Origin of the sequence: Amycolatopsis sp. lyj-109 (assembly GCF_046548995.1) — a bacterium.
In the GTDB taxonomy this organism is placed as follows: domain Bacteria; phylum Actinomycetota; class Actinomycetes; order Mycobacteriales; family Pseudonocardiaceae; genus Amycolatopsis.
In genome coordinates this window covers 301,171-322,653 of record NZ_JAJPWR010000006.1, presented here as the reverse complement: position 1 = coordinate 322,653, position 21,483 = coordinate 301,171, and the positions used below count along the sequence as shown (strand labels likewise).

Here is a 21,483-nt window from a genome sequence, read left to right as displayed (position 1 = left end):
GTTTGCCGATCGACAAGGCGTGACGTAGGCTCCGACGGCTCAATGAGGAGGAAGAATGACCGCCGGCCCGGCCGAGGACACCCGGACCCGACTGCTGCAGACGGCGCTGCGCCTGTTCACCGAACACGGGGTCGAGGGCACGTCGCTGCAGATGATCGCCGACGCGCTGGGCATCACCAAGGCGGCTGTGTACTACCACTTCAAGACGAAGGCGGAGATCACCGAGGCGGTCGCCGAGCCGGGCGTCCGCGACCTGGACGAGCTCGTCCGCCGCGCGGCGGCGCAGAAGCGCCGGGGCGTACAGGTTGACCTGCTGCTCGAGGGGTTCGTCGACCTGGTGATCCGCCACCGGGCGCTGGTGGCGCTGTTTTCGAGCGACCCGGGCATCGCTCGCGCGATCGAGAAGTCCGCGCACGGCGGCACGGAGGGCTTCGGCCGCGCGATGCTCGCCATCCTGTCGGGCCCGGACCCGGACACGACGGCCCGCGTCAATGCCCTGGTGACCCTGACGGGCATCGCGATGGCCGGCGGCTCCCCGGACCTGGCCGGCCTCGGCGACGAGGACCTCCGCACCGAACTCCTGGACGTCGGCCGCCGCCTCCTCGGCCGCCCCCGCCGCCGAACCCTGAACCCCGTATCGGCCCTCTGACCACCCGAGATGTCCCTCCAATCACGCGAGATGCCCGCCTGATCACGCGAGATGCCCCGCCAGTCACGCGAGTTCCGGTGGTTCGCGTAATTCGGGGTCGGGATTCGCGTGATCGAGGGCGGAACTCACGTGATTGGGCGGCGATCTCGCGTGATTGGAAGGGCATCTCGCGTGATTGGCGGGGCGACACGGTTCAGCCGATTCGGCCGAGGTAGAGCGGCGGGACCGAAGCGGTCAGCCAGACTCCGTTCGCGCTCACCTGGAACGCGTGGCCTGCGGTTGCCATTGCGGCGGCGTCGACGCGGAGGATCACCGGCTTGCCGCGGCGGGCGCCGACGGTTCGGGCCGTTTCCGTCGTCGCCGACAGGTGGACCGCGTGGCGGTTCATCGGGCGCAGACCCTCGTGGAAGATCGCGTCGAGGTACTTCGCCACCGTGCCGTGGTACAGCACGTCCGGTGGGGTCGCGTCCGGCAAACCCAGATCGACCGTCACGCTGTGGCCCTGGCTCGCCTGGATGCGCGTGCCCGTTTCGTCGAACGCGAACCGGCGCTTGTTGTTCCGCTCGACCACTTCGTCGAGTTCCTCGCGCGTGATCGAGAGCGCGCGCACGAGCGTGTCGACCGAGACCCAGCCGCCGGGGGTGAGGGTCAGGCCGAGGGCGGCCGGGTCGTGGCGCAGGTGTCGCGCCAGCCGCTTCGAGATGCGGATCAATTCTTTTTCGTTCATTGCCTCCCCAGCATCGCGCCGGGCGCAAGGGGTTTAAATGCCGCCCTCGACCGCCGGCCGCAACTTGCTCGCGCCCGGGCCGAAGCGGGCCAGCTCGTCGTCGTTGTTGTACAAGGCGCAGCTGCGCAGGGAAAGGCAGCCGCAGCCGACGCAGCCGGTGAGGCGGCCGCGGAGCCGCTGCAGGGCGTCGATGCGTGCGTCGAGCTCGTGCTGCCAGTCGCGGGACAGGCGCGCCCAGTCCGCCTTCGTCGGGGCGTGGTCCGCCGGCAGCGTCGACAGCGCCGAGCTGATGTCTTCGAGCGAGAGCCCGACCCGCTGCGCCGCGCGGATGAACGCGATCCGGCGCAGCACCGAACGCGCGTAGCGGCGCTGGTTGCCCGCCGAGCGCTCCGAACTGATCAGCCCTTTCTCCTCGTAGAACCGCAGTGCCGTGTGCGGAACCCCGCTGCGTTCCGCCACCTGTCCGATGCTGAGATGTTCAGCGAGCCTGGTCACCTGGTCAGGCTATCCTTGACTTCGAGTTTAGTCGAGGTTGCATCGTCGGGTCATGACCACTGTGACCGAGCCGGGCCACGCCGACCTGCCCCGGCTGATTTCGCTGATGACCGGCGACGAAAAGCACAGCGCCGCCGCCGAGTCCACTTTGGACGTCATGTGGGTGCTCTACGACCGCGTGCTCGACGTCACGCCCGAGAACTTCCGCGATCCCGGCCGCGACCGGTTCCTGCTGTCCAAAGGGCACGGACCGATGGCGTACTACGCCGTGCTCACCGCGAAGGGCTTCATCGCCGAGGCGGAGCTGGCGACGTGGTCCGACGCGATGTCACGGCTCGGCCACCACCCCGACCGGCGCCGCATCCCCGGCGTCGAGATCTCCAGCGGCTCCCTCGGTCACGGCCTGCCGATCGCGTTCGGGACCGCGCTCGGCCTGCGCGCCCGCGGCCTGACGGACGCGAAGGTCGTGACGCTCGTCGGCGATGCTGAGCTCGACGAGGGTTCGAACCACGAGGCGATCGTCGTCGCGGCGCGCGAAGGCCTCGAAAACCTGACCACGGTGGTGATCGACAACCAGTCCTCGACGCACGGCTGGCCGGGCGGCATCGAGCGCCGCTTCGCCGTCGAAGGCTGGGAGACGCGCACGGTGTCCGGCCGCGACCACGACGCGCTGTACGCCGCCTTCACCACCGCCCACCCCGGCCGGCCGCTCGCCGTGGTCGCCGTCGTCGAACCGAAGGGCTGACCATGTCGCCGATGCGGGAAACCTTCCTCGCCACCACCGAACGGATCATCGACGCCGATCCGGACGTCGCGGTCGTGCTGGCCGACATCTCGGCCGCCCAACTCGCCGGCGCCGCGCGGCGGCACCCCGACCGGGTGATCAACGTCGGTATTCGCGAGCAGCTGCTGGTCAGCACGGGCGCCGGGCTGGCGCTGGCCGGGCTGCGGCCGATCGTGCACACGTTCCCGTCGTTCCTGGTGGAGCGCGCCTTCGAGCAGATCAAGCTGGACTTTTCCCATCAAGAGGTGGGCGGCGTCCTGGTGTCGTGGGGAGCGTCGTACGACATGTCGACGGCGGGGCGCACCCACCAGTCGCCGGGCGACGTGGCGTTGATCGATTCCCTGCCGGGCTGGACGATCCACGTCCCGGGCCACCCGGCCGAGGCCGAGCGGCTGCTGCTGGAGTCGATCCCCGGGGACGACCGCGTCTACCTGCGGCTTTCGGCACAGGAAAACGCTTCTCCGCATTTGGGGGTGGGGTTCTCCCGGTTGCGGCAGGGGGCTCGTGGCGTGGTGGTGGCGGTGGGTCCGGTGCTGGACCGGGTGTTGCGCGCGACGTCGGGCCTGGACGTGACGGTGTTGTACGCGTCGACGATCCGGCCTTTTGATGCGGCCGGTTTGCGGTCGGCGGTGCTCTCGGCTTCGGCTTCGGTCGTTTTGGTGGAGCCGTATCTGGCGGGGACGTCGGCTTTCTGGGTGGCTGAGGCGCTTTCCGATGTGCCGCACCGGTTGCGGTCTCTGGGCGTGCGGCGGGATGTGGAGGTCCGGAGTTATGGCTCGATTGCGGACCACGATCTGGCTCATGGGCTTGATGCCGGGTCGCTGGGGATTTCGATCAGGGAGTTTTTGAGGGTGTAGGAGGAGCGTCGCCGGTGCTGGGGGTACCGGCGGCGGGGTGTTTGTATCGCACACTGACTTTACGATCATGCTCGATCAGCTTCATGAGCTTCTCGTTGTTCCGGCGTTCTTCGATGCTGTTGCGCGGTAGTTCCATGCGAAGGCTTTCGTAAAGCTTGAAGCGGTTGAGATCCACGACAGTGGCCATGATGGTCATATAGTCGGCCGCGGATGCCGCTGTAGCGCGATAAGCCAGCCAGCTGAGGACATACGGGACCAGGGCCACGAGCAACCACAAGCCATCGGTGGCGAGGAAGCCACACGTCATCACGGTGGCAACCATGAAGACCACACAGAGCCGCACGGTCATGTCGAACTGCTGGCGAGCGTCTCGTAAGTGGTCCAGATGCCGTTGCTCGGCTACGAGAGAGAAGTGCTGAGCAGTGAGGATGATATCGAGCCCGTACTGTTTGCCGACGCGGTCCTCGGCGCCACGCAGCACATTGCCCAAGCGTGTGGGCATGGTCCTGGCCATGGCCGGGTAGGAATGGATGACTCCGAAGAGCGCATCCTCGGCAGCTCGTAACCCCGCGAAGTCCGCACCTGCAGCAGAATCGAAGAGCTCGTTGCGGCGTGTCTCCCTGGTCTTGGCATCCCAAGTTCGCGGATCTTCGGCGTAGAGGTCTTGCAGAAGCCGGTCGAGTCCGGCGATCCGACGCCGGCGAAGGGCTTTTCGCCGGTCGTCAAGCAGGTCCAACCGGCGGCGATGACGGCCGATCCGCCAGCGTAATATCAGCCGAGCCGGCCCCGAGCTGCCCCAGTAGCCTTCGAGGAGCCGCGTCATCCCGAACTGCAGCGGATTCAGGACCAGGCCGACGATCAAGGACGCCGGCAGGATCCACAGCAGCGCTCCGGCGTAGCTGCTCGGAGTCCACCCGGACAACGCTTGGTGCAGCTGATGCAGGTCCGGGCGGCCGCGCCAGGAGTCGCTCAAGATCAAAACGGTGCCCCACAGCACCAGGAAGAGGGACGGGATCATTCCCACGATCCCGAAGTAGCGGCCGATCCGGGTGCCGGTCGACGTGGCGGCGTCGGTCAGCGAAGTCCCGGAGGTCATCGGGACTTGGCCGAGGGGTTGAAGCCGCACTTCGAGCAGCTACGGCCTCCGTGGTTGTTCCTTTTGACGCGCCCCTTGCAGCGGGGCTGTGGGCACGGCTCGTCGTCGTCGACGGGTTCAGGGTCGCGCTCGCGATCGCCGGGTTGCCGGTAGCTCGGATTCTCATAGCGAGCGAAAGGCGCGACCATTGCGGCGACGAGCCGAAGCCTGCGCATGCGCCTCACCCCGCCCTCCAGGATCCGACCATGTTAGGCCAGCATTCAGGCGCAGTCGACCGTGTGGGACGAGGTGGGGATGGGGTTTTCGCCCTGGGCGGGGCCTGCCGTGGGGATCGTGGCCGTCGCCTTGGCCGGGGTGTCCGGCAGCGGGTGGGCTTGGCTTGCCGTCGGGGTGCTGGCCGTGATCGGTGGGGGATGGGTCGGCCGGCTCGTGCTTCGGGAGCCGCGGGCCGATAGCGTGGCGCCCATGCCTTCGATCCGGCCCATTGTCCTCGCCGTCATCCGGCGCGGGGACGCGCTTCTCGTCTTCGAAGCGCGCGACGACGCCAAAGGCGAGACCTTCTGCCGGCCACTCGGGGGTGGGATCGAGTTCGGGGAGACCAGCGAAGAGGCCCTCGCGCGGGAGTTCCGCGAGGAACTCGACGCCGAGATCGTCGTCCACGAGTTGCTCGGCGTGCTCGAGAACGTCTTCACCTGGCAGGACCGGCCCGGGCACGAGATCGTCTTCCTCTACGCCGCCGAGTTCGCCGACGCCGACCGGTACCGGCGCGACGAGATGAAGATCCTCGACGATCCCGCCACCGCGCGCTGGGTCGACCTCGACGACTTCCGTGAAGGCCGCAAGGTCCTCTACCCCGAAGGGCTCATCGAACTCCTCTCAGCGGATCAGTGACCGCGATGTCGATACGAGCTCCAGGGACCCCGGCGAAGCGACCCGGCTGAACGACACCGAAAACGGGCCGTCCGTGCGGACCGGCAGCTCGGGGAACGTGTTCGGGGCCGGCTCCGTCTCGAACGCCGCGAACGCCGGCTCCGGCGGGGGCGCCGGCGGAGAAATCGTCACGTGCAGGCCCGCGCCCGGCGGTGGCGCGGCCAAGCCGCGGCGGATCGGGCGCAGCAACAGGACGTTGTCGGAATCCACCATCGTCTCGTTCGCCGCCGAGCGGTGGGCCTTCCAGACCGGGCCGAAGTAGAACTCCTCCAGCGCCTTCCTGCGGGCCTCCATCGAGCGGAATCCGCGCAGCCACACGAACTCGTCCGGTGACGCCCTGGATCGGAACAGGCCGAACAAGTGCGCGCCCGCCGCCTCCTGGGGCTCGACGAACTCGCGCTCGAACAGCTCGATCAGCTCGTCGCGCCGGCCGGGGTGCAGGGTGTAGCGCCGCAGCTCCACCACGGCTTCGAACTCGGAGAACGTCTCGGAAGAAGTCATGCGGCAGAACCTAGCGGGCACCACCGACAAAAACCGATCAGCGGAACGCCGCCAGCCCCGTCACCGCCTGGCCGAGGGACAGCGCGTGCATCTCCTCGGTGCCCTCGTACGTCAGCACCGTCTCGAGGTTCGCCATGTGCCGCATCACCGGGTACTCCAGTGAAATCCCGTTGGCGCCCAGCATCGACCGCGCGGTCCGGGCCACGTCCAGCGCCGACCGGACGTTCGCCATCTTGCCGAAGCTGACGTGGTTGTGGTGCAGGTCGCCGGCGTCCTTCAGGCGCCCGATCTGCAGGGCCACCAAGCCGGCCCGGTTGACCTCGACGACCAGGTCGGCGAGCTTGCGCTGGGTCAGCTGGAACCCGGCCAGTGGCTTCCCGAACTGCGACCGGGAAAGCGTGTACTCCAACGCGGCTTCGTAGCACGCGCGCGCCGCGCCGACGACCCCGAACAGGATGCCGTAGCGGGCTTCGTTCAGGCAGGACAGCGGCCCGCGCAGCCCGCGGACCTCGGGGAACGCCGCCGATGACGGCAACCGGACGCCGTCGAGCACCAGTTCCGCGGTCAGCGATGCCCGTAGCGACAGCTTGTGCTTGACCTCGTTCGCGGTGAAGCCCGGCGTGGCCGTCGGGACGACGAAGCCGCGGATGCCGTCGTCGGTCTGTGCCCAGACGACCGCGACGTCGGCGACGGTTCCGTTGGTGATCCACATCTTCGTGCCGGACAGCACCCAGTCGTCGCCGTCGCGCACCGCGCGGGTCCGCATCGCGCCCGGGTCGCTGCCCGCGTCCGGCTCGGTCAGGCCGAAGCAACCCAGTGCCTCGCCGGTGGCCATCCGCGGCAGCCACTCCTGCCGGTGCTCTTCGCTGCCCCACTTGTGGATCGCGTACATCGCCAGCGATCCCTGCACCGAGACGAAGCTGCGCAGCCCCGAGTCGACGGCCTCGAGCTCGCGGCACGCGATGCCGTAGGCGACGGCGCTGGTGCCGGCGCAGCCGTAGCCCTCCAGGTGCATGCCGAGCAGGCCGAGCGAGCCGAAGCCCTTCGCGAGTTCCGCGGCGGGCAGCGCGCCCGTTTCGTACCAGTCGGCGACGTGGTCCAGCAGCTGGTCCTTGGCGTACGCGCGGACGGCGTCGCGGATGGCGCGTTCCTCCTCGGCGAGCCCGGCGTCGAGGTCCAGGAAGTCGTGCGGGTCAGGGGTGCGGGTCATGATGGGCTCCCGGGGGCGCGTCGATGCGGCCACCGCAGGAAACCACAGTCAAGCGTCTGTTCTCCGCGTGGCGTTCGTCACGCGCGCGGCAGACGAGCCGGGGACGCATCGGGGCCGGACCTGCTGGCGCGGGATCAGCAGCTCGCTGAACTGCGGAAACGGCACGCTTTCGATGTCGTCACGCCAGGCGTGCAGCATCTGGGACAGCAGATCGTCCTCGGCCATCTTCGCCTCCCTGGCGTCCGGTCGTGCCGGGCTGATCGCACACGATCAGGTGAAGTGGTACCCGGGTGGTGGGACGGTCAAACGGGTTTCTTCAAGATCTTTCCGGTCGGTGCGAGCTCTGTGGCAGGATGACATCGCCGCCGCCAAGGCCTCCACTCCCGAGGAGCGCACATGCGCGCACTGCGGACGGCAAGTCTGCTCGCCCTCACCACCGCCACCCTGCTCGCCGCCACCGGCGTCGCCGCCGCGCACGGCACCCGCTGGCGGCAGGTCGGCCACACCACCGCCGAGAACCGGATCAGCGGCGAGGGCCTCGCGACACTCCGGCTGCCCGGCCACGCCCCCGAGATCGTCTACCGCAACGGCGCCACCATCCCGCAGCCGCTCAAGGACGAGGGCTGGGGCCACGTCGGCGACCCCGACTCGCTGCGCGGTTACGTCTTCGACGTCTACCAGGACACCCGCACCCCGGCGCCGGCCACGAAGATGTACCTGGTCACCCGGCCCGACGGGACCACGACGGAGTTCGTCCACCCGCTGCAGCCCGACGAGCCCGCCGCCAACGCGAACGCCCAGGTCGCGGCCACCCCCGACGGGCAGTGGCTGGTCTCCGGCCCGCTCGGGGAGATCGACCGCCTTTTCGTCTCCCCGACGCCCTTCCTCAACCCGCGCGGCCCGAAGGTGGCCGGCGACCTCCCCGTCGCCGCCCGCATCCACCTCGACCACCGCATCCGCAGCGCCCAGGGCTGCGACTTCGTCGGCGCGACGCGCCTGATCTGCGCCACCAGCGACCCGTACAACGACCTGTACCCGACGAACCTGCAGCTCCTGCAGATCGACCTCGCACGGCCGCTGACCGGCCGCGACGTCACCGCGCGGGTGCACGAAATCGGCCAGGTCCCGCTGGTCAGCACGTGCACGGGGACCTTCACCCCGGAAGGCGTCGACTACGACGACGGCGTGCTGCGCGTCGAGGTCGTGCCGCCGTCGCCCTGCAACACCGTGACCGACGTCTATTCGTTCGAGCGCCGCTGAGCGCGACGGCTACGCTGGGTGGCGTGTCTCGTGTGGTGATCCTCGACTACGGTTCCGGCAACCTCCGCTCCGCCGAACGCGCTGTGGCGCGCGCCGGGGCCGATGTCGAGGTGACCGCCGATCCGCATGCCGCCGTCGAAGCCGATGGGCTGGTCGTGCCCGGCGTCGGCGCCTACTCCGCCTGCATGGCCGGGCTGCTGGACGTGCAGGGGCACCGGATCATCGGCAAGCGGCTCGCCGGCGGGCGGCCGGTGCTGGGCATCTGCGTCGGCATGCAGATCCTCTTCTCCCGCGGCGTCGAACACGGCGAGGAGACCGACGGCACCGGCGAGTGGCCCGGCGTCGTCGACCGGCTGCACGCCGAAGTCCTGCCGCACATGGGGTGGAACACCGTGCGCGCGCCCGCGGACTCGCAGCTGTTCGCCGGGCTCGACCCGCAGGAGCGGTTCTACTTCGTGCACTCCTACGCCGCCCGCACGTGGGAGCTGGACGGCCTGGCCGGGCAGGAGCCCAAGGTCACCTGGGCCCACCACGGCGAGGACTTCGTCGCCGCGGTCGAGAACGGGCCGCTGTGGGCCACCCAGTTCCACCCGGAAAAGTCGGGCGACGCCGGGGCGAAGCTGCTGCGCAACTGGCTGGCGACCCTCTGACCGGGTGATCCGGGTCTCCGCCCTAGAGTTACCCGCGTGACTTTCACGCTGCTTCCCGCCGTTGATGTGGCCGATGGCCAGGCCGTGCGACTCGTCCAGGGCGAGGCCGGCACCGAGACCTCCTATGGCAGCCCCCTGGAGGCCGCGCTCGCCTGGCAGCGCGACGGCGCCGAGTGGATCCACCTGGTCGACCTCGACGCCGCCTTCGGCAAGGGCAGCAACCGCGAGCTGCTCGCCGAGGTCGTCGGCACGCTCGACGTCAAGGTCGAGCTGTCCGGCGGCATCCGCGACGACGCGTCGCTGAAGGCCGCCCTGGACACCGGGGCCCGGCGGGTCAACCTCGGCACCGCCGCGCTGGAGGACCCGGAGTGGACCTCCCGGGTCATCGGCGAGTACGGCGACCGCGTCGCGATCGGCCTCGACGTGCGGATCACCGAGGCCGGCCACCGCCTCTCGGCCCGCGGCTGGACCTCCGACGGCGGCGACCTGTGGGACGTCCTGGAGCGCCTCGACCGCGACGGCGCGTCCCGGTACGTCGTCACCGACGTCAGCAAGGACGGCACGCTGCGTGGCCCGAACCTCGAGCTGCTGCGTGACGTCGTCGCCCGCACCGACGCGCCGGTGATCGCTTCCGGCGGGGTGTCGAGCGTGGCCGACCTCGTCGCGCTGGCGGGCCTGGCGTCCGACGGCGTCGAGGGCTCCATCGTCGGCAAGGCGCTCTACGCCGGTGCGTTCACGCTGCCGGAGGCCCTCGCCGCGGTCGCGAAGGTCTAGTACTGCAGTGGCTGGGTGGTCGTGAGTGGTAAGTAGGGTTCTAACCCTCTTTACCACTCACGACCAGCCGCCGTGGTACTACGTTTGGAGTGGTGTCAACGTCATGGTGCGACGCAACCCCGAGCGGCGGGCGGCCCTGCTCGACGCCTCGATCGAGGTCCTGGCCGGCGAGGGCGCGCGCGGGCTGACCTTCCGCGCGGTCGACCAGCAGGCCGGGGTGCCGGTCGGCACGGCCTCCAACTACTTCTCCAGCCGCGACGAGATCCTCAGGCACGCGGGGGAGCGGGTGTACGAGCGGCTGGTCGACGAAGGGGCCATCGCGGAGGGGCTGGCCGGGCCGCGCGACCGGGACCGTGTCGTCGAGCTGATGCACACGCTGGTGGACCGCGTGGCCGCGTTCCCGACCGGCTTCCTCGCCCTGCTGGAACTGCGGCTCGAAGCCACCCGCCGGCCGGAGCTGCGTGACGTGCTGACCCGCCGCATCCGCGCGGACGTCGATTTCAACGTCGAGTACCACGAGAAGTCCGGCCTGCCCGGCGACGGCACGATGGTCGTCCTGCTGTGGCTGGCGCTGAACTGGCTGATCATGGACCGGCTGACGTTGCCGGACCTGTTCACTGACGAGCAGCGCCACGATCTCGTCACGGCCCTGGTCGAGCGGCTGCTGGCCGGGCAGCCGGCATTACCTCCGGCGTAATCGACGCCATGACGGCGAGCGGCCAGGATTCCTGTCACGACCAGGAAGACCAGGACGAGGGAAGGACCGCCATGACCGCCTACGGACTCGCCCACCTGCGCCCGCCCGCCGTGTTGCCGGAGGAGGTTTTCGAGTACCTGGAGCGCATCCAGGCGACGCTCGACCCCTACGGCGGCAAGTTCCTCGTGCACGGCGCGCCGGTGCAGGTCATGGAAGGCGACTGGCCCGGCGGGCTCGTGCTCATCGAGTTCCCGAGCCTCGCCGCGGCGCACGAGTGGTACGCCTCGCCCGCCTACCGAGAGATCCTGCGGCTGCGTGCGGACCACATCCCGGGCGACCTGATCGTGGTCGAGGGCTGCGGACCCGACCACGACTCGGCCGCGATGGCGACGGCCCTGCGCGCCGCCGCTTGAGGCCGAAAAGCGGCTGACAGCGGACCGCGGTGGTCGTAGGTTGCCGCGGGTGGAGGAGATCGTCACCCAGCTCGAAATGACCGCCGCCCGTCAGCTCAACCCCGCTCCGCTGGTCGACGGTGTCGCGCTGCGGACCACCGGGCCGGGCCCGCTGATCCGCGAGCTGCACGTCCGGATCGGGACGCCGTACCGGTGGCCGGGCGCCACGCGCGGAGACGACGAGTGGGCCCGCTGGCTCGCCGCGCCACACCGGGAATACCGGCTCATCGAGTACCGCGGCGAGGTCGCCGGCGCCGCGGATTTCGAGCCACAGCCCGGGAACGACGTCGAGATCACCACGTTCGGCCTGGTGCCGGAGTTCGTCGGCAAAGGACTCGGCGGGTTCGCCCTCACCCTCGTCGTCGCCGACGCGTGGGCGCTGCCCGGGACCCGGCGCGTCTGGCTGCACACCTCGACGCTCGATCACCCGAACGCGCTGCCGAACTACCTGCGGCGCGGCTTCCGCAGCTTCAGTCGTCCACTTTGACCGCGATGCCGACAGTCCGGTCCTCCGGGCCGCGCAGCTTTGAGAAGAACATCGTGACGCGCCCGACGATGCCGTACTTGCGCGCGATCGCCCGCCGGGCGCGCTCGCTGTCCGCGGCGTCCAGCAGCCGGGCCTGGCCGGAGACCTTCGCGCCGTGCGTCTTCCGCCCGCGCACGTCGCAGGCCTGGACCTCCACCCGGCCGTCGTTGCGGATGCGCTTGACCTTGCCCGTGTCCCGTACGGACGAGAACACCAGCTCGCCGCCGTCGCCGGCCACCCAGATCGGGGTCGGCACGGCCCGCCCGTCGCGCCGGAACGTGGTCAGGACGACGTAGCGCTCGGCGGCGAGGCGGTCGGTCTCGGAGGTCATGCGTTCACCGTAGCCGGTCGAAGTGCCTAGGCCTTTCGGCGCCAAAACCCCACACGCCTGGCCGAAGCGTTTCAACTCATCCACCTGCAACGCTTATTCGGCTGGGTTTCCCCGCACACTGGAGGGCTTCGATGGCGGTCAAACAGCAGGTACCGGCTCATCCGCAAGCAGGCTTCTTCGGCGCCGGGCCGTATCCCCCGCGCCGGGCCGCCATCGCCGTCGCCGCGATCGTGGCGGGGTTCGTGCTGACCGCCATCTGGTCGGCGCCGTTCGTCGACTCCGTGATCGGGGACAGCGTCGCGAACGGCCTCCTCGGCTACGACGCCAAGGCCACCCCGATCAGCGGCGTCCTCGCCGGGACGCTCTTCGCGTTCGTCTCCGGCCTCGCGGGCTCCTTCACCGCGTGCAACATCGCCGCCTTCGGTGCCGTCGCGCCGCTGGTGGGCGACCAGGCGGGCGGGAAGCGGAACGCGCTCAAGCCGCTCGGCTGGATCTCCGCCGGCATGCTCACCGTCTCGATCGTCTACGGCGTGATCGTCGCGCTCGTCGGCACGCGGATGCCGCAGTTCTCCACCGCGAAGACCACCGGGCTCTCCCCGCGCAGCATCCAGTCCATGGTCGCCTTCGGCGTCGTCGGCCTGGTCTTCCTGCTGATGGGCCTGATCGCCCTCGGCATCCTCCGCAACCCCTTCGCGAGCTTCACCCGCCGTCACCCCGCCGCACCGCTGGTGCTGATGGGCGCGCTCATCGGCGGGTTCCTCATCGGACGGCCGTACCCGCTGTTCCGGATCATGTTCCGCGACGCCGCCGAGCAGCACAACGTGCTCTACGGTGCCGCCGCGTTCGCGTTGCAGTCGCTCGGCAACATCGTCGTCATGGCGGTGCTGTTCCTGATCCTCACCTACGCCACGGGCGGGCGCGTGCAGCGCTGGCTGGCCGCGAAACCGGCGCGGATCGCGACCGTGACCGGCGCGGCCCTGCTCGTCGGCGGCACGTTCACGCTGCTCTACTGGGACGTCCGCGTGCTCGGCCGGCTCGGGATCATCTGGTTCCCGATGATCAACTGGTAGTCCCGAGCCAGCGGTAGTCGGGTGCCGGGTCGAGCTGGACGCCGTTCGCGATGGCGATCAGCTCGGCCTTCGGCCACGCGCCCGACACCCGCAGCCAGCGTCCCGACGGCAGCCGGACGAAGACCATCGGGTCCCGTCCGGCCGCCGGCGCCACGAAGAAGCCCTCGCCGCCGCGGACGGTCACCGACACCGCGATTTTCGGAGTGGGCGGGTTCGGCCCGGCGGTGACCCGCAGCAGGGGAACCGCCGGGCGGGCCGGGTCGGCCGCGGTCAGCTCGGTCCCGGCGTTGCCGGGACGGGAGCCCTTCACCACGGTCGACCGTTCGGCCAGCCCCGCCGGCAGCGGGCCGAACCGCAGCTCGCCGTGGACGCCGACCGGTTCGGCGCCGACCGAGTCGGCGACCCGTTGGGCGATCGCGCGGGCGTCCGGGATCCCGAGGATCTGCACGACCAGCACGTGCTGCTCGTCGGCCAGCCAGGTGAGCTCCGCGGTGCCGCCGGAGCCGGTGAGCATGGCGACCCGGCCGTGCACCAGGGCCTGGTCCTTGAGCGACGCGATCTTCAGCGCGGTCTGCGACCACTCGGGGTCGGCGGTGGAGTACGCCGTCAGCGTGACCTTGGCCGGGCCGGCCACCCACTGCCGAACCTGCGGGGTGATCCCGGGCCCGCCTTCGCGGTACTGCTCGGTGAAGCCGCCCGGCAGCCACTCCGGGCCGTAACCGAGCACCGGGCGGCTCGCGGCCGGCGCCGGGTCCGGCCGGGTCAGCAGTTGCATGCCGGAGACGGCGCCGACCACCATCACGACCACGGCGGCGGCGACCAGGGCCAGCCGGGTCGACGGCCGCCGCGTCCGCCCGGCGCCGGCGAGGGCGTCGTGCACCGCGTGGCCGTCCGGGGCGCGGGCGGCGAGGCGGTCCAGGCTGTCCCGGATCAACGTCTCGGTCTCGTGCTCGCTGCGGGTCATTCGGGGGCTCCGGTGGTGATGGCGGTGTGCTTCACATCGGCTTCGCGCAGGGTGGTCAGTGCACGCGAGATCTGGCTGCGCACGGTGGACACGCCGCACCGCAGGGTCGCGGCGATCTCGGTGTCGGAGTAGTTCTCGTAGTACCGCAGCACGACGGCGGCCCGCTGCTTGCGGGGCAGCGTGGCGAGCAGGCCGAGCATGGCGTCCCGCTCGTCGTAGGCGGCCGACGGATCGGGTTCCGGCGGGCCGAGCGCGTCGAGGACGTCGTGGCTGCTGGCCACCATCCGCCGCACCGCGCGCCGCCGCCAGGACAGGTACTCGTTGGTGATCATCCGCCGCACGTAGGTCGGTGGCGCGGCGATGCCGTCCCACCGCTGCTGGGCGCGCAGGAGCACGTCCTGGACGACGTCCTGCGCCAGGTGCGGGTCGTTCGTCAGGACGGTGGCGTAGCGGAGCAGCCCGTCCAGCCGCTCCGCCACGAACTCTTCGAAGGTCACACGCGTCCTCTCGGTCACCTCTGTGGACGCGTGAGGGGGCCGTGCCGCTGCACGGCGGACGGAAGTTTCTACCGCGTGACGACATCCTCCAGCCGGACGAAGGCGAAGCCGGTGGTCGGCAGGTCCCCGGCGGCGGGGCGGCGCTCGCCGTCGTGGACCACCAGGAGGCCGTGCGGGAAGCGGCGGCCGAGGTACGCCGTGCTGATCGCCGAGCCGTCGGAGTGCTCGACCGAGTCCGTGCCGCGGCCCGCGACGATCCGCAGGTCACGGACGTGCCTGCCGTACACGACGAACCGCGAGTCGCCCTGGCTGGAGGCGAACAGCGTGCCGTTCGCCATCGCCAGGCCCTCCGCGTCGGCCGTCAGCCACCGGCCTCCGTAGCCGGGGTCGGCGCCGTCGGGGACGCACGCCTCGCCGTTCCAGCGCTGCGGGACGCCGAAGGAGCGCACCCGGTCGATCAGCTCGGGCCGTCCGAAGCCCGTGGACGTCAGCGGGATCCGCCAGATCCCGACGTCCTCCTGGGCGGTGTAGAGGACGCGGCCGTCGATGACCGAGCCCTCCAGCTGCGGCCCTTCGCCGGGTTCCTCGCACGGCGACCAGGCCGAGCCGTTCGGCAGGCGGAACCGCGACGGCAGGTCCACGGTGGCGACCGGCGCGGTGCCGACCGTCCCGTCCGGCCGGTCGGCCAGCGCAAGCAGCGCCACGCGCGTCTCGTGCCGCCGGGTCACCGCGACCCACCGGACGCCGGTGCGCGGGTCCCGGCCCGCGGCCAGGCCGTAGGCGGTCCGCTGCTCGTCCACTTCGGACTCCGACGCGGAGAACACCGGCGCGGCGGCGGGGTCGGTGACGTCGCGCAGCACGTGTGCGCCGGCGGCCGAGCCCGCGGGGTCGATCCGGTAGACGCGGACCCGGTCCCGGCCGCGGTCGCTGACGACGGCCAGGTCCCCGACGACGTCGACGTTGTTGAACCGCCCGCCCGGCCCGGCGCCGACCAGCTGCAGCGTCCGCCCGCCCAGGTCGAACGCGGCGAGGCCGCCCTTCTTGAGGGCGCCGAGGACGACGCTGCGTTCGGGGTCGCGGGGGTGCACCCAGATGGCGGGATCGTCGGCGTCGGCGTTGGCCGGGGAGGCGCCGGGGTCGTCGACGAACGCCTGGGTCTGCAGGACGGGCGCCGGCTCGCGGGGAGCGGCCGACGCGGGGACGGCGGTCAGCAGGGAGACGGCGGCCACGGCCACCGGGAGGAGTCTGCGCACGCGCGGAAACTAGACGAATCGGGTGGCCGGAGCGTGAACGGCGGATGCCGGATCGAAGTGGCGGCGTGCCATCGGCGGTGGTCCCGACCCCCTTGACTACGCTGGTGGCCATGTCTGTCGCGGTGCGGGTGATCCCCTGTCTCGACGTCGACGCGGGCCGGGTGGTGAAGGGGGTCAACTTCGCCGGCCTCCGCGACGCCGGTGACCCTGTCGAGCTGGCCCGGCGCTACGACGCCGAAGGCGCCGACGAGCTCACCTTCCTCGACGTCACGGCCTCCTCCGGGGACCGCGAGACCACCTACGACGTCGTCCGCCGGACCGCCGAGCAGGTCTTCATCCCGCTCACCGTCGGGGGCGGCGTCCGCAGCAACGACGACGTCAACCGGCTGCTGCGGACCGGCGCCGACAAGGTGAGCATCAACACCGCCGCCATCGCGCGGCCCGAGTTCCTCAGCGAGGCGTCGAGAAGGTTCGGCGCCCAGTGCATCGTGCTGTCCGTCGACGCCCGGCGCGTGCCCGGGGGCGGCGAGCCGACCGCCTCCGGCTTCGAGGTCACCACCCACGGCGGCCGGCGGGGGACCGGGATCGACGCCGTCGAATGGGCCGCCCGCGGCGAGGAGCTCGGCGTCGGGGAGATCCTGCTGAACTCCATGGACGCCGACGGCACGAAGAACGGCTTCGACCTCGAACTCATCGAACTCGTGCGCAAGGCCGTGCGCGTCCCGGTGATCGCCAGCGGGGGAGCGGGTGCCGTCGAGCACTTCCTGCCCGCCGTGCGGACCGGGGCCGACGCCGTGCTCGCCGCCAGCGTGTTCCACTTCGGACAGCTGAAGATCGGGGACGTCAAGAACGCCCTGCGCGAAGGCGGGGTCGAGGTCCGATGAAGTCCTGGCAGGCACCCGCAGAGGTGAAGGTCACCGCCGGCCTGCTGGTCGGGCTGCCCGTCGCGTGGGCGCTGCTCGACCTGATCCCGGTGCTGAGCGCCGGGGCGGGCCTGGCGATCTACCGGATGCCCGCGCTCGCCCTGATCCTCGGCGGCGTGGTGACCACCGGGCTCGTCCTGAAGCACGGCAGCGCCCGGATCGGTGGCCTGGTCGTCGCTGTCGTCTTCGCGCTGCTGCACGCGTTCCTGCTGCTCGGTGCCGAGCTGTGGTTCAACAAGCTGTTCTCCGGGCTTTCCTTCGCCGGCTACGGCTACGCGTTCGTCCTGCTGAACTCGATGCCGCTCAAGCGGCACCTCCTGGGAGCCAACGCATGACCCTGAACGCGGCCGTCTCGGCGCGCCTCAAGCGCAACGCCGACGGCCTGATCGCCGCGGTCGTCGTCGAGCACGCCACCTCGGACGTGCTGATGATGGCCTGGATGAACGATGACGCCCTCGCGGCGACGCTGGCCACCCGCCGCGGGACGTACTGGTCGCGCAGCCGGCGGAAGCTGTGGGTCAAGGGCGAGACGTCCGGGCACTACCAGCACGTTCGCGAGGTGCGGATCGACTGCGACGGCGATACTGTCCTGCTGCGCGTCGACCAGACCGGCCCGGCCTGTCACACCGGCACGCACACCTGCTTCGACACCGAGGAACGCCTCCTCCTGGCAGATGAGAAAGAGCACGCGTGACCATCGTCGCCGACATCCTGGTCGGGCTCGTCGCCCTGATCCACCTCTACATCGTCGTCCTGGAGATGTTCCTCTGGACCTCGCCCCGCGCCCGCGCCGGCTTCGGCACGACCAAGGAGTTCGCGGAGGAGACCAAGACGCTCGCCGCGAACCAGGGCCTGTACAACGGCTTCCTGGCCCTCGCGCTGGTGTGGGGTCTCATCGCGAGCGACCCGACCGGGTTCCAGCTCAAGCTGTACGGCCTCGTCTGCGTGATCGTCGCGGGCCTCTACGGCGCCGCGACGGCCAGCAAGAAGATCCTCTTCGTGCAGGTGGTCCCGGGCGCGCTGGCGCTCATCGCGCTGCTGCTCGCGCGGTAGGCCGGCGCGCCAGGCCGCCCGTCACCGGGCGGCCTCCCGGAGCAGAACCTGGGAATCCTCTTCGCTCAGCGCCACCTTGTGCAGGAGCTTGGCCGCCTGCTGGTGCCCGGAAATCTGCGTGTCCTCGTGGAGGAAAGCCGTCGAGCAGACGTGTTCGACGGAAGCGATCGGTGGCGAGCCGGGGAACTCGTAGAGTTCGAACGGCCCGATCAGGCCTGGGTGGTAGCCGATTCCGGCGGGGACGACGCGCAGGCTGATGTTCCGGCGCCCGGCCATCGCCACCAGGTGGTCGAGCTGGTCGGACATGACCCCGGGAGCGCCGAAGTTCTCCTGGAGCGCGCGTTCACCGAGCAAGGCGGTGAAGCGGATGGGGTCGTGGCGGGTCAGGATTGCCTGCCGGGCCAGCCTGACCCGCAGCTGCTTGTCGGCCTGCTCGATCGGGACCTTGGAATTGTCCATGATCGCCCGGATGTAGTCCGGGGTCTGCAGCAATCCGGGCACGATCAGCGGCGACCACGTCGTGATGGCCGTCGCGGTCCGTTCGAGGTCCAATCTCGTGGTGAGCGCGAAAGGGAGATCGGTGTTTCCCGACGCGAGCCAATTGGGTTCACGGGCGTGCCGGGCGAGAGCCCGGATCCGGTCGCGCTTTTCTCCGGTGACACCCAGCAGCGCCAGGATCGCCGACACGTCTTCGACGCTCGGCAGGCGATGCCCTTTCTCCCACACCGACAACAACTGGGGGAGGATGCCCAGTTTGTCGGCGAGCGCCCGCAGACCGATTTTGCGCGCTTCGCGTTCTTCACGCAGCGAAGCGGCGAGAGTTCTCGCGGCGGGTCCCGAAGACGTTGGCTTCATGCGGAGATCGTACGAATACCGTCGATTCCCCGATTGTGCGAATGGTGTCCACGAATCACGATTTCCGCCATTTCGTCCGGCGTCCGGGTGACGATCGCCTGCTCACTTGCACGCTCGGCGCGGCCGTCCGGTTGCCTTCGGGCGCTGTGCCTCTTCTCGCAGCATCGGTGCTGCTCAAGGCTTCTATGCTCGGGTCATGGATCCCTTCGGCGGTTTCGTCCAGCGGCGGTGGGTGTGGTTCGCCGTCCCGGCGGCCGTGGTGGCCGTCCTCTCCGTTTCTCCGAATGTGCTGGCGGCGTTCGGATGGGGCCCCGTCTTCGCCGTCGGTCTCGTGGCCGTGGCCGTCGGTGTGGGTCTGGGCGTCCGGCGCCGGCGGGTGTCGGTCCGGAACCGCGCCACCGCGAGCGCGAGCGGATTCGCGGGCTGGCTGCCGCCGCCGACCGCGCACGACCACGACCGCCGGATCGACTTCGCGGCCGAAACCGCGCGGCTGCGCCGGGTTGCGCTGCGCACGACCGCGCTCATCCTCGTCTGGATGGCACTGGCCGGGAGCGGGCTCGGCGGCCTGGTCCTGCTCGGCAAGGCCGCCGACGACCTCCTCGCGACCGGTGCCCGGACCTCCGGCGAGGTGATTTCCGTGCGGAACTACGCAAAGGGCGGGATGACGTTCGAGGTGCGCTACGGCACGCGGACCGCGGAGATCGCCCGCGACTCGAAGAACTCGTACGCCGTCGGCGAGAAGGTCACCGTGATCTTCGACCGTGCCGATCCGGACCGGGTGCGCACCACGAGGGAAGAGAACAAGAGCCAGTTCCTCGTCAACCTCGGTATCGTCTCGATCGTGGCCGGCTCGCTGGGGACATTTTTCGCGGTCTGGGCCGCGATGGGCTGGTGGTTCCGGGCCCGTGCGGTCGCGGCCACCGGGTGGCGGAACGCGACGGTCGACATCGTGCGGGTCTTCGCCCGCAACGGTCGCTCACTGAGACGGCCGCCGCCGGAAATCGACGTCCGCTACCGCGAGGGCACCGGGATCCGGCTGCGGGCCATGTCGTCGACCCACGGGGCGAACGCGCTGGCGGACTTCACCGACCGGCTCGCGTGGGTGGGCGGCTGGGGGCGCCACATGGTCGTCCTCTTCCCGAACGGCCCGCGCCGCGGCCCGTACGCGGTTCCGGCGTACGCGCTGACGCGGCGGACTGAGGGCGGGGGCCACCGGTGAAGGGATGGCTGGTGGTGACGGTGGCCGCCGTGCTCGTCTTCCTGTTCTTCGGCGCGGGCACGACGTACTCGCTGCTGACCCCGGACTACGTCTTCGCGGACGGCGAGCTCCCCGGCGAGGCCGCCATCCTGACCGGCTCCCTGGCGCTCGCCGCGTTCGGCGCCCATCGCCTGCACGCTCCGGACCGCCGGCTGCGCGCCGACGTGCCGGTCTTCGGTGCCTGGCTGCCCGTGCGGGACGGCTTGCCCGGCGGCGGCGACCTCGAGGCGCACACCGCGCGCCTGCGCCGGACCGCCCGCCGGGCGACCGCGATCGCCGTCGCGTGGGCCGTGCTGTTCGCGGGCGGCCTCGCCGCGGTGATCGCCGCGGACCGCGTCGCCGCGGAGCTTCTCGCCACCGGCGTCCGCGTCGGCGGCACGGTGGTCTCCGTCTACGAGCCGGCCCGGGGCGCGCCGACGATCCGGGTGCGGTTCGAGGCACCGGGCGTGTCCCGGGTGGAAGAGATCGCCCGCGATTCCGGGCAGGAGTACCACGAGGGCGATCCGGTGACGGTCGTCTACGACCCCGCCGACCCGGCGCACGTCCGGACCACCGTCGAGGCGAACGAAAACCAGGCCCTCGTCGGCTTCGGCGTCATGCTGCTGGTGTCCGGCTTCCTCGTGCTGCCGGTGGCCGCGAGCGCGGCGCTGGGCTGGTGGCGCCGGGGCCGCGCGGTCGCGGCCACCGGGTGGCGGATCGCGACGGTGACCGTCGGGCCGGACGTCCGGCACGCGCAGGAGATCGAGGCCCGCTACCGTGACGGCAGCGGCATCGTGCTGCGCTGCGCGCCGTCGCTGCACCGTCCGGGCGGTCCGGCCCGCCGCCGCGCGTGGATCGGCGGCTGGGGACGGCAGATGGTCGTCCTGTTCCCGTACGGCCCGGACAAGTCAGGGCCGCAGTACGTCCCGGTGTGCGCGACCGGGCCGCGGTCTCAGCCGATCTCGCCGGTCAGGTAGCGCTGCAGGTTCGGCGCGATCGCCCGCACCAGGACCTCGACGTCCTCGGTGGCGAGCGGCTCGAACTTCGCGACGTACCGGACCATGCCCAGGCCGACCATCTGCGTCGCGCACAGGTTCATCCGGAGTGTCACGCGGTCCGAGCCGATCGAGGTGATCAGCGCGCTGAAGAACCGCTGGAAGAAGTCGCGCAGCACGTGCCCGGCCTGCTCGTGGCCGGTGATGCTGCGGATGAGCGCCACGAACACGCCGCCGCCGACACCGTCCCAGAGAGTGATGAAGGTGCGGACGATCCGCTCCCCGAGTTCGTCGTCGGGGCCGGTGCGCAGCGCCTTCTGCACGTCCGCGGGGTCGAACGGCAGCTCGAGGACCGCCTGGGCGAACAGGCCCTCCTTGCTGCCGAACCAGTGGTTGACCATCGCCGCGTCGACGCCGGCCCGGGTGGCGATCACGCGCACGGTGGCACCGTCGTAGCCGGTTTCGGCGAACACCGACCGCGCGGCTTCGATCAGTGCCGTGCGGGTGTCCTGGCCGGCGGGCCGCCGGCCGCGACGGCGGGCAGTAGTCTCGGTGTTGTCCGTGGTGCTCACGGCTCCACTATGACCCAAGCGCCCGCCAAATTCAACACTCATTGAATTTCCGGCCGCGCAACGTCTTGAATGACTCATTCAGGACCTCCGACGTCCTGAATGAGTCATTCAAGACGTTGCGCGGA

General features: G+C 70.7%; 29 protein-coding genes. 17 read left to right on the top strand and 12 right to left on the bottom strand.

Annotated features, from left to right (window positions below; all coding sequences use genetic code 11):
- Positions 1 to 55 precede the first annotated feature (55 nt).
- On the top strand, positions 56 to 649 hold the full coding sequence (locus ACLJQF_RS15975; protein WP_410609430.1) for a TetR/AcrR family transcriptional regulator: 594 nt from the start codon (positions 56 to 58) through the stop codon (positions 647 to 649).
- 193 nt (positions 650 to 842) lie between these two features.
- Here ACLJQF_RS15975 and ACLJQF_RS15970 read toward each other — a convergent pair whose 3' ends face one another.
- Together ACLJQF_RS15970 and soxR are read right to left on the bottom strand one after the other, a co-directional pair.
- Positions 843 to 1,376 (bottom strand): RNA 2'-phosphotransferase, encoded by a 534-nt coding sequence (locus tag ACLJQF_RS15970; protein ID WP_410609429.1) that lies wholly within the window; start codon positions 1,374 to 1,376, stop codon positions 843 to 845.
- A gap of 33 nt (positions 1,377 to 1,409) precedes the next feature.
- Entirely contained in the window at positions 1,410 to 1,871 is a 462-nt protein-coding gene (gene soxR / locus ACLJQF_RS15965; protein WP_410609427.1) for a redox-sensitive transcriptional activator SoxR, read from the bottom strand.
- A gap of 52 nt (positions 1,872 to 1,923) precedes the next feature.
- Between soxR and ACLJQF_RS15960 the strand changes: the two genes are divergently transcribed.
- Together ACLJQF_RS15960 and ACLJQF_RS15955 are read left to right on the top strand one after the other, a co-directional pair.
- Positions 1,924 to 2,616: a thiamine pyrophosphate-dependent enzyme gene (locus ACLJQF_RS15960; protein WP_410609426.1), complete on the top strand. Its 693-nt coding sequence runs from the start codon at positions 1,924 to 1,926 to the stop codon at positions 2,614 to 2,616.
- A 2-nt stretch (positions 2,617 to 2,618) separates the two neighbouring features.
- The gene (locus ACLJQF_RS15955) at positions 2,619 to 3,512 is read left to right on the top strand and encodes a transketolase family protein (RefSeq protein ID WP_410609424.1); all 894 of its coding nucleotides are present in this window, start codon (positions 2,619 to 2,621) and stop codon (positions 3,510 to 3,512) included.
- Here ACLJQF_RS15955 and ACLJQF_RS15950 read toward each other — a convergent pair.
- The gene (locus tag ACLJQF_RS15950) at positions 3,490 to 4,608 is read right to left on the bottom strand and encodes a hypothetical protein (RefSeq protein ID WP_410609422.1); all 1,119 of its coding nucleotides are present in this window, start codon (positions 4,606 to 4,608) and stop codon (positions 3,490 to 3,492) included. The two genes, ACLJQF_RS15955 and ACLJQF_RS15950, sit on opposite strands and share 23 nt — an antisense overlap.
- A gap of 465 nt (positions 4,609 to 5,073) precedes the next feature.
- On the opposite strand from ACLJQF_RS15950, the gene ACLJQF_RS15945 reads away from it, so the two are divergent.
- Complete coding sequence (locus tag ACLJQF_RS15945) at positions 5,074 to 5,499, top strand: NUDIX hydrolase (RefSeq protein WP_410609421.1); 426 nt, start codon at positions 5,074 to 5,076, stop codon at positions 5,497 to 5,499.
- Here the strand turns inward: ACLJQF_RS15945 and ACLJQF_RS15940 are convergent.
- Genes ACLJQF_RS15940 through ACLJQF_RS15930 form a run of 3 tightly spaced genes read right to left on the bottom strand, consistent with a single transcriptional unit; the run spans position 5,485 to position 7,474 of the window.
- Positions 5,485 to 6,039: an NIPSNAP family protein gene (locus tag ACLJQF_RS15940; RefSeq protein ID WP_410609420.1), complete on the bottom strand. Its 555-nt coding sequence runs from the start codon at positions 6,037 to 6,039 to the stop codon at positions 5,485 to 5,487. The two genes, ACLJQF_RS15945 and ACLJQF_RS15940, sit on opposite strands and share 15 nt — an antisense overlap.
- Positions 6,040 to 6,076: 37 nt before the next feature.
- A complete protein-coding gene (locus ACLJQF_RS15935; protein ID WP_410609419.1) occupies positions 6,077 to 7,249 on the bottom strand; it encodes an acyl-CoA dehydrogenase family protein in 1,173 nt (390 codons plus the stop codon).
- Positions 7,250 to 7,297: 48 nt separating this feature from the next.
- Entirely contained in the window at positions 7,298 to 7,474 is a 177-nt protein-coding gene (locus ACLJQF_RS15930; protein WP_410609417.1) for a hypothetical protein, read from the bottom strand.
- Positions 7,475 to 7,645: 171 nt separating this feature from the next.
- Between ACLJQF_RS15930 and ACLJQF_RS15925 the strand changes: the two genes are divergently transcribed.
- From ACLJQF_RS15925 to ACLJQF_RS15900, 6 genes are all read left to right on the top strand, one after another.
- Entirely contained in the window at positions 7,646 to 8,509 is an 864-nt protein-coding gene (locus tag ACLJQF_RS15925; RefSeq protein WP_410609415.1) for a hypothetical protein, read from the top strand.
- A gap of 32 nt (positions 8,510 to 8,541) precedes the next feature.
- Complete coding sequence (gene hisH, locus ACLJQF_RS15920; protein ID WP_410609685.1) at positions 8,542 to 9,159, top strand: imidazole glycerol phosphate synthase subunit HisH; 618 nt, start codon at positions 8,542 to 8,544, stop codon at positions 9,157 to 9,159.
- Between the two features lie 36 nt (positions 9,160 to 9,195).
- A complete protein-coding gene (gene priA, locus ACLJQF_RS15915) occupies positions 9,196 to 9,933 on the top strand; it encodes a bifunctional 1-(5-phosphoribosyl)-5-((5-phosphoribosylamino)methylideneamino)imidazole-4-carboxamide isomerase/phosphoribosylanthranilate isomerase PriA (RefSeq protein WP_410609413.1) in 738 nt (245 codons plus the stop codon).
- 103 nt (positions 9,934 to 10,036) lie between these two features.
- On the top strand, positions 10,037 to 10,630 hold the full coding sequence (locus tag ACLJQF_RS15910) for a TetR/AcrR family transcriptional regulator (protein WP_410609411.1): 594 nt from the start codon (positions 10,037 to 10,039) through the stop codon (positions 10,628 to 10,630).
- Positions 10,631 to 10,701: 71 nt separating this feature from the next.
- On the top strand, positions 10,702 to 11,043 hold the full coding sequence (locus ACLJQF_RS15905) for a DUF1330 domain-containing protein (RefSeq protein ID WP_410609409.1): 342 nt from the start codon (positions 10,702 to 10,704) through the stop codon (positions 11,041 to 11,043).
- A gap of 49 nt (positions 11,044 to 11,092) precedes the next feature.
- On the top strand, positions 11,093 to 11,569 hold the full coding sequence (locus ACLJQF_RS15900) for a GNAT family N-acetyltransferase (protein WP_410609408.1): 477 nt from the start codon (positions 11,093 to 11,095) through the stop codon (positions 11,567 to 11,569).
- Here ACLJQF_RS15900 and ACLJQF_RS15895 read toward each other — a convergent pair.
- The gene (locus ACLJQF_RS15895) at positions 11,553 to 11,939 is read right to left on the bottom strand and encodes a PPOX class F420-dependent oxidoreductase (RefSeq protein ID WP_410609407.1); all 387 of its coding nucleotides are present in this window, start codon (positions 11,937 to 11,939) and stop codon (positions 11,553 to 11,555) included. The two genes, ACLJQF_RS15900 and ACLJQF_RS15895, sit on opposite strands and share 17 nt — an antisense overlap.
- A 131-nt stretch (positions 11,940 to 12,070) precedes the next feature.
- Here ACLJQF_RS15895 and ACLJQF_RS15890 point away from each other — a divergent pair, with 131 nt between their 5' ends.
- Positions 12,071 to 13,009, top strand: coding sequence for a hypothetical protein (locus ACLJQF_RS15890; RefSeq protein WP_410609405.1), 939 nt, complete (start codon positions 12,071 to 12,073; stop codon positions 13,007 to 13,009).
- Here ACLJQF_RS15890 and ACLJQF_RS15885 read toward each other — a convergent pair.
- The 3 genes from ACLJQF_RS15885 to ACLJQF_RS15875 form a co-directional block, all read right to left on the bottom strand.
- On the bottom strand, positions 12,999 to 13,973 hold the full coding sequence (locus ACLJQF_RS15885; RefSeq protein WP_410609404.1) for a hypothetical protein: 975 nt from the start codon (positions 13,971 to 13,973) through the stop codon (positions 12,999 to 13,001). The two genes, ACLJQF_RS15890 and ACLJQF_RS15885, sit on opposite strands and share 11 nt — an antisense overlap.
- Entirely contained in the window at positions 13,970 to 14,470 is a 501-nt protein-coding gene (locus tag ACLJQF_RS15880; protein ID WP_410609402.1) for a SigE family RNA polymerase sigma factor, read from the bottom strand. The genes ACLJQF_RS15885 and ACLJQF_RS15880 overlap by 4 nt, the downstream gene beginning before the upstream one ends.
- A 68-nt stretch (positions 14,471 to 14,538) precedes the next feature.
- Positions 14,539 to 15,705 carry a phytase gene (locus tag ACLJQF_RS15875; protein ID WP_410609684.1) on the bottom strand — a complete coding sequence of 389 codons (1,167 nt, stop codon included), beginning with the start codon at positions 15,703 to 15,705 and terminating at the stop codon, positions 14,539 to 14,541.
- Between the two features lie 128 nt (positions 15,706 to 15,833).
- On the opposite strand from ACLJQF_RS15875, the gene hisF reads away from it, so the two are divergent.
- The 4 genes from hisF to ACLJQF_RS15855 are packed head-to-tail and all read left to right on the top strand — an operon-like array spanning position 15,834 to position 17,699.
- Positions 15,834 to 16,607 (top strand): imidazole glycerol phosphate synthase subunit HisF, encoded by a 774-nt coding sequence (gene hisF / locus ACLJQF_RS15870; RefSeq protein ID WP_410609401.1) that lies wholly within the window; start codon positions 15,834 to 15,836, stop codon positions 16,605 to 16,607.
- On the top strand, positions 16,604 to 16,981 hold the full coding sequence (locus ACLJQF_RS15865) for a hypothetical protein (RefSeq protein WP_410609399.1): 378 nt from the start codon (positions 16,604 to 16,606) through the stop codon (positions 16,979 to 16,981). Before hisF ends, ACLJQF_RS15865 begins: the two co-directional genes overlap by 4 nt.
- Positions 16,978 to 17,340, top strand: coding sequence for a phosphoribosyl-AMP cyclohydrolase (hisI, locus tag ACLJQF_RS15860; RefSeq protein WP_410609398.1), 363 nt, complete (start codon positions 16,978 to 16,980; stop codon positions 17,338 to 17,340). The genes ACLJQF_RS15865 and hisI overlap by 4 nt, the downstream gene beginning before the upstream one ends.
- Positions 17,337 to 17,699: a DUF1304 domain-containing protein gene (locus ACLJQF_RS15855; RefSeq protein ID WP_410609396.1), complete on the top strand. Its 363-nt coding sequence runs from the start codon at positions 17,337 to 17,339 to the stop codon at positions 17,697 to 17,699. Before hisI ends, ACLJQF_RS15855 begins: the two co-directional genes overlap by 4 nt.
- Positions 17,700 to 17,720: 21 nt before the next feature.
- Here ACLJQF_RS15855 and ACLJQF_RS15850 read toward each other — a convergent pair whose 3' ends face one another.
- Positions 17,721 to 18,554, bottom strand: a complete 834-nt coding sequence (locus ACLJQF_RS15850; protein WP_410609395.1) for a helix-turn-helix domain-containing protein — start codon at positions 18,552 to 18,554, stop codon at positions 17,721 to 17,723.
- A 196-nt stretch (positions 18,555 to 18,750) separates the two neighbouring features.
- Here ACLJQF_RS15850 and ACLJQF_RS15845 point away from each other — a divergent pair, with 196 nt between their 5' ends.
- Positions 18,751 to 19,773 carry a DUF3592 domain-containing protein gene (locus ACLJQF_RS15845; protein ID WP_410609393.1) on the top strand — a complete coding sequence of 341 codons (1,023 nt, stop codon included), beginning with the start codon at positions 18,751 to 18,753 and terminating at the stop codon, positions 19,771 to 19,773.
- Positions 19,770 to 20,768 carry a DUF3592 domain-containing protein gene (locus tag ACLJQF_RS15840; RefSeq protein ID WP_410609391.1) on the top strand — a complete coding sequence of 333 codons (999 nt, stop codon included), beginning with the start codon at positions 19,770 to 19,772 and terminating at the stop codon, positions 20,766 to 20,768. The genes ACLJQF_RS15845 and ACLJQF_RS15840 overlap by 4 nt, the downstream gene beginning before the upstream one ends.
- Here the strand turns inward: ACLJQF_RS15840 and ACLJQF_RS15835 are convergent.
- On the bottom strand, positions 20,744 to 21,400 hold the full coding sequence (locus tag ACLJQF_RS15835; RefSeq protein WP_410609390.1) for a TetR/AcrR family transcriptional regulator: 657 nt from the start codon (positions 21,398 to 21,400) through the stop codon (positions 20,744 to 20,746). The genes ACLJQF_RS15840 and ACLJQF_RS15835 overlap by 25 nt on opposite strands.
- Between the last annotated feature and the right edge of the window lie 83 nt (positions 21,401 to 21,483).

Bases quoted from the DNA above. Each gene is read 5' to 3' on its own strand.
- ACLJQF_RS15885 (WP_410609404.1), bottom strand. From the start codon at position 13,973: ATGACCCGCAGCGAGCACGAGACCGAGACGTTGATCCGGGACAGCCTG.
- ACLJQF_RS15850 (WP_410609395.1), bottom strand. From the start codon at position 18,554: ATGAAGCCAACGTCTTCGGGACCCGCCGCGAGAACTCTCGCCGCTTCG.
- ACLJQF_RS15960 (WP_410609426.1), top strand. From the start codon at position 1,924: ATGACCACTGTGACCGAGCCGGGCCACGCCGACCTGCCCCGGCTGATT.
- ACLJQF_RS15940 (WP_410609420.1), bottom strand. From the start codon at position 6,039: ATGACTTCTTCCGAGACGTTCTCCGAGTTCGAAGCCGTGGTGGAGCTG.
- ACLJQF_RS15925 (WP_410609415.1), top strand. From the start codon at position 7,646: ATGCGCGCACTGCGGACGGCAAGTCTGCTCGCCCTCACCACCGCCACC.
- ACLJQF_RS15890 (WP_410609405.1), top strand. From the start codon at position 12,071: ATGGCGGTCAAACAGCAGGTACCGGCTCATCCGCAAGCAGGCTTCTTC.
- ACLJQF_RS15905 (WP_410609409.1), top strand. From the start codon at position 10,702: ATGACCGCCTACGGACTCGCCCACCTGCGCCCGCCCGCCGTGTTGCCG.
- ACLJQF_RS15895 (WP_410609407.1), bottom strand. From the start codon at position 11,939: ATGACCTCCGAGACCGACCGCCTCGCCGCCGAGCGCTACGTCGTCCTG.
- ACLJQF_RS15935 (WP_410609419.1), bottom strand. From the start codon at position 7,249: ATGACCCGCACCCCTGACCCGCACGACTTCCTGGACCTCGACGCCGGG.
- ACLJQF_RS15970 (WP_410609429.1), bottom strand. From the start codon at position 1,376: ATGAACGAAAAAGAATTGATCCGCATCTCGAAGCGGCTGGCGCGACAC.
- ACLJQF_RS15845 (WP_410609393.1), top strand. From the start codon at position 18,751: ATGGATCCCTTCGGCGGTTTCGTCCAGCGGCGGTGGGTGTGGTTCGCC.
- ACLJQF_RS15910 (WP_410609411.1), top strand. From the start codon at position 10,037: ATGGTGCGACGCAACCCCGAGCGGCGGGCGGCCCTGCTCGACGCCTCG.
- ACLJQF_RS15955 (WP_410609424.1), top strand. From the start codon at position 2,619: ATGTCGCCGATGCGGGAAACCTTCCTCGCCACCACCGAACGGATCATC.
- ACLJQF_RS15865 (WP_410609399.1), top strand. From the start codon at position 16,604: ATGAAGTCCTGGCAGGCACCCGCAGAGGTGAAGGTCACCGCCGGCCTG.
- hisI (WP_410609398.1), top strand. From the start codon at position 16,978: ATGACCCTGAACGCGGCCGTCTCGGCGCGCCTCAAGCGCAACGCCGAC.
- ACLJQF_RS15930 (WP_410609417.1), bottom strand. From the start codon at position 7,474: ATGGCCGAGGACGATCTGCTGTCCCAGATGCTGCACGCCTGGCGTGAC.
- ACLJQF_RS15835 (WP_410609390.1), bottom strand. From the start codon at position 21,400: ATGAGTGTTGAATTTGGCGGGCGCTTGGGTCATAGTGGAGCCGTGAGC.
- ACLJQF_RS15950 (WP_410609422.1), bottom strand. From the start codon at position 4,608: ATGACCTCCGGGACTTCGCTGACCGACGCCGCCACGTCGACCGGCACC.
- ACLJQF_RS15945 (WP_410609421.1), top strand. From the start codon at position 5,074: ATGCCTTCGATCCGGCCCATTGTCCTCGCCGTCATCCGGCGCGGGGAC.
- ACLJQF_RS15975 (WP_410609430.1), top strand. From the start codon at position 56: ATGACCGCCGGCCCGGCCGAGGACACCCGGACCCGACTGCTGCAGACG.
- hisF (WP_410609401.1), top strand. From the start codon at position 15,834: ATGTCTGTCGCGGTGCGGGTGATCCCCTGTCTCGACGTCGACGCGGGC.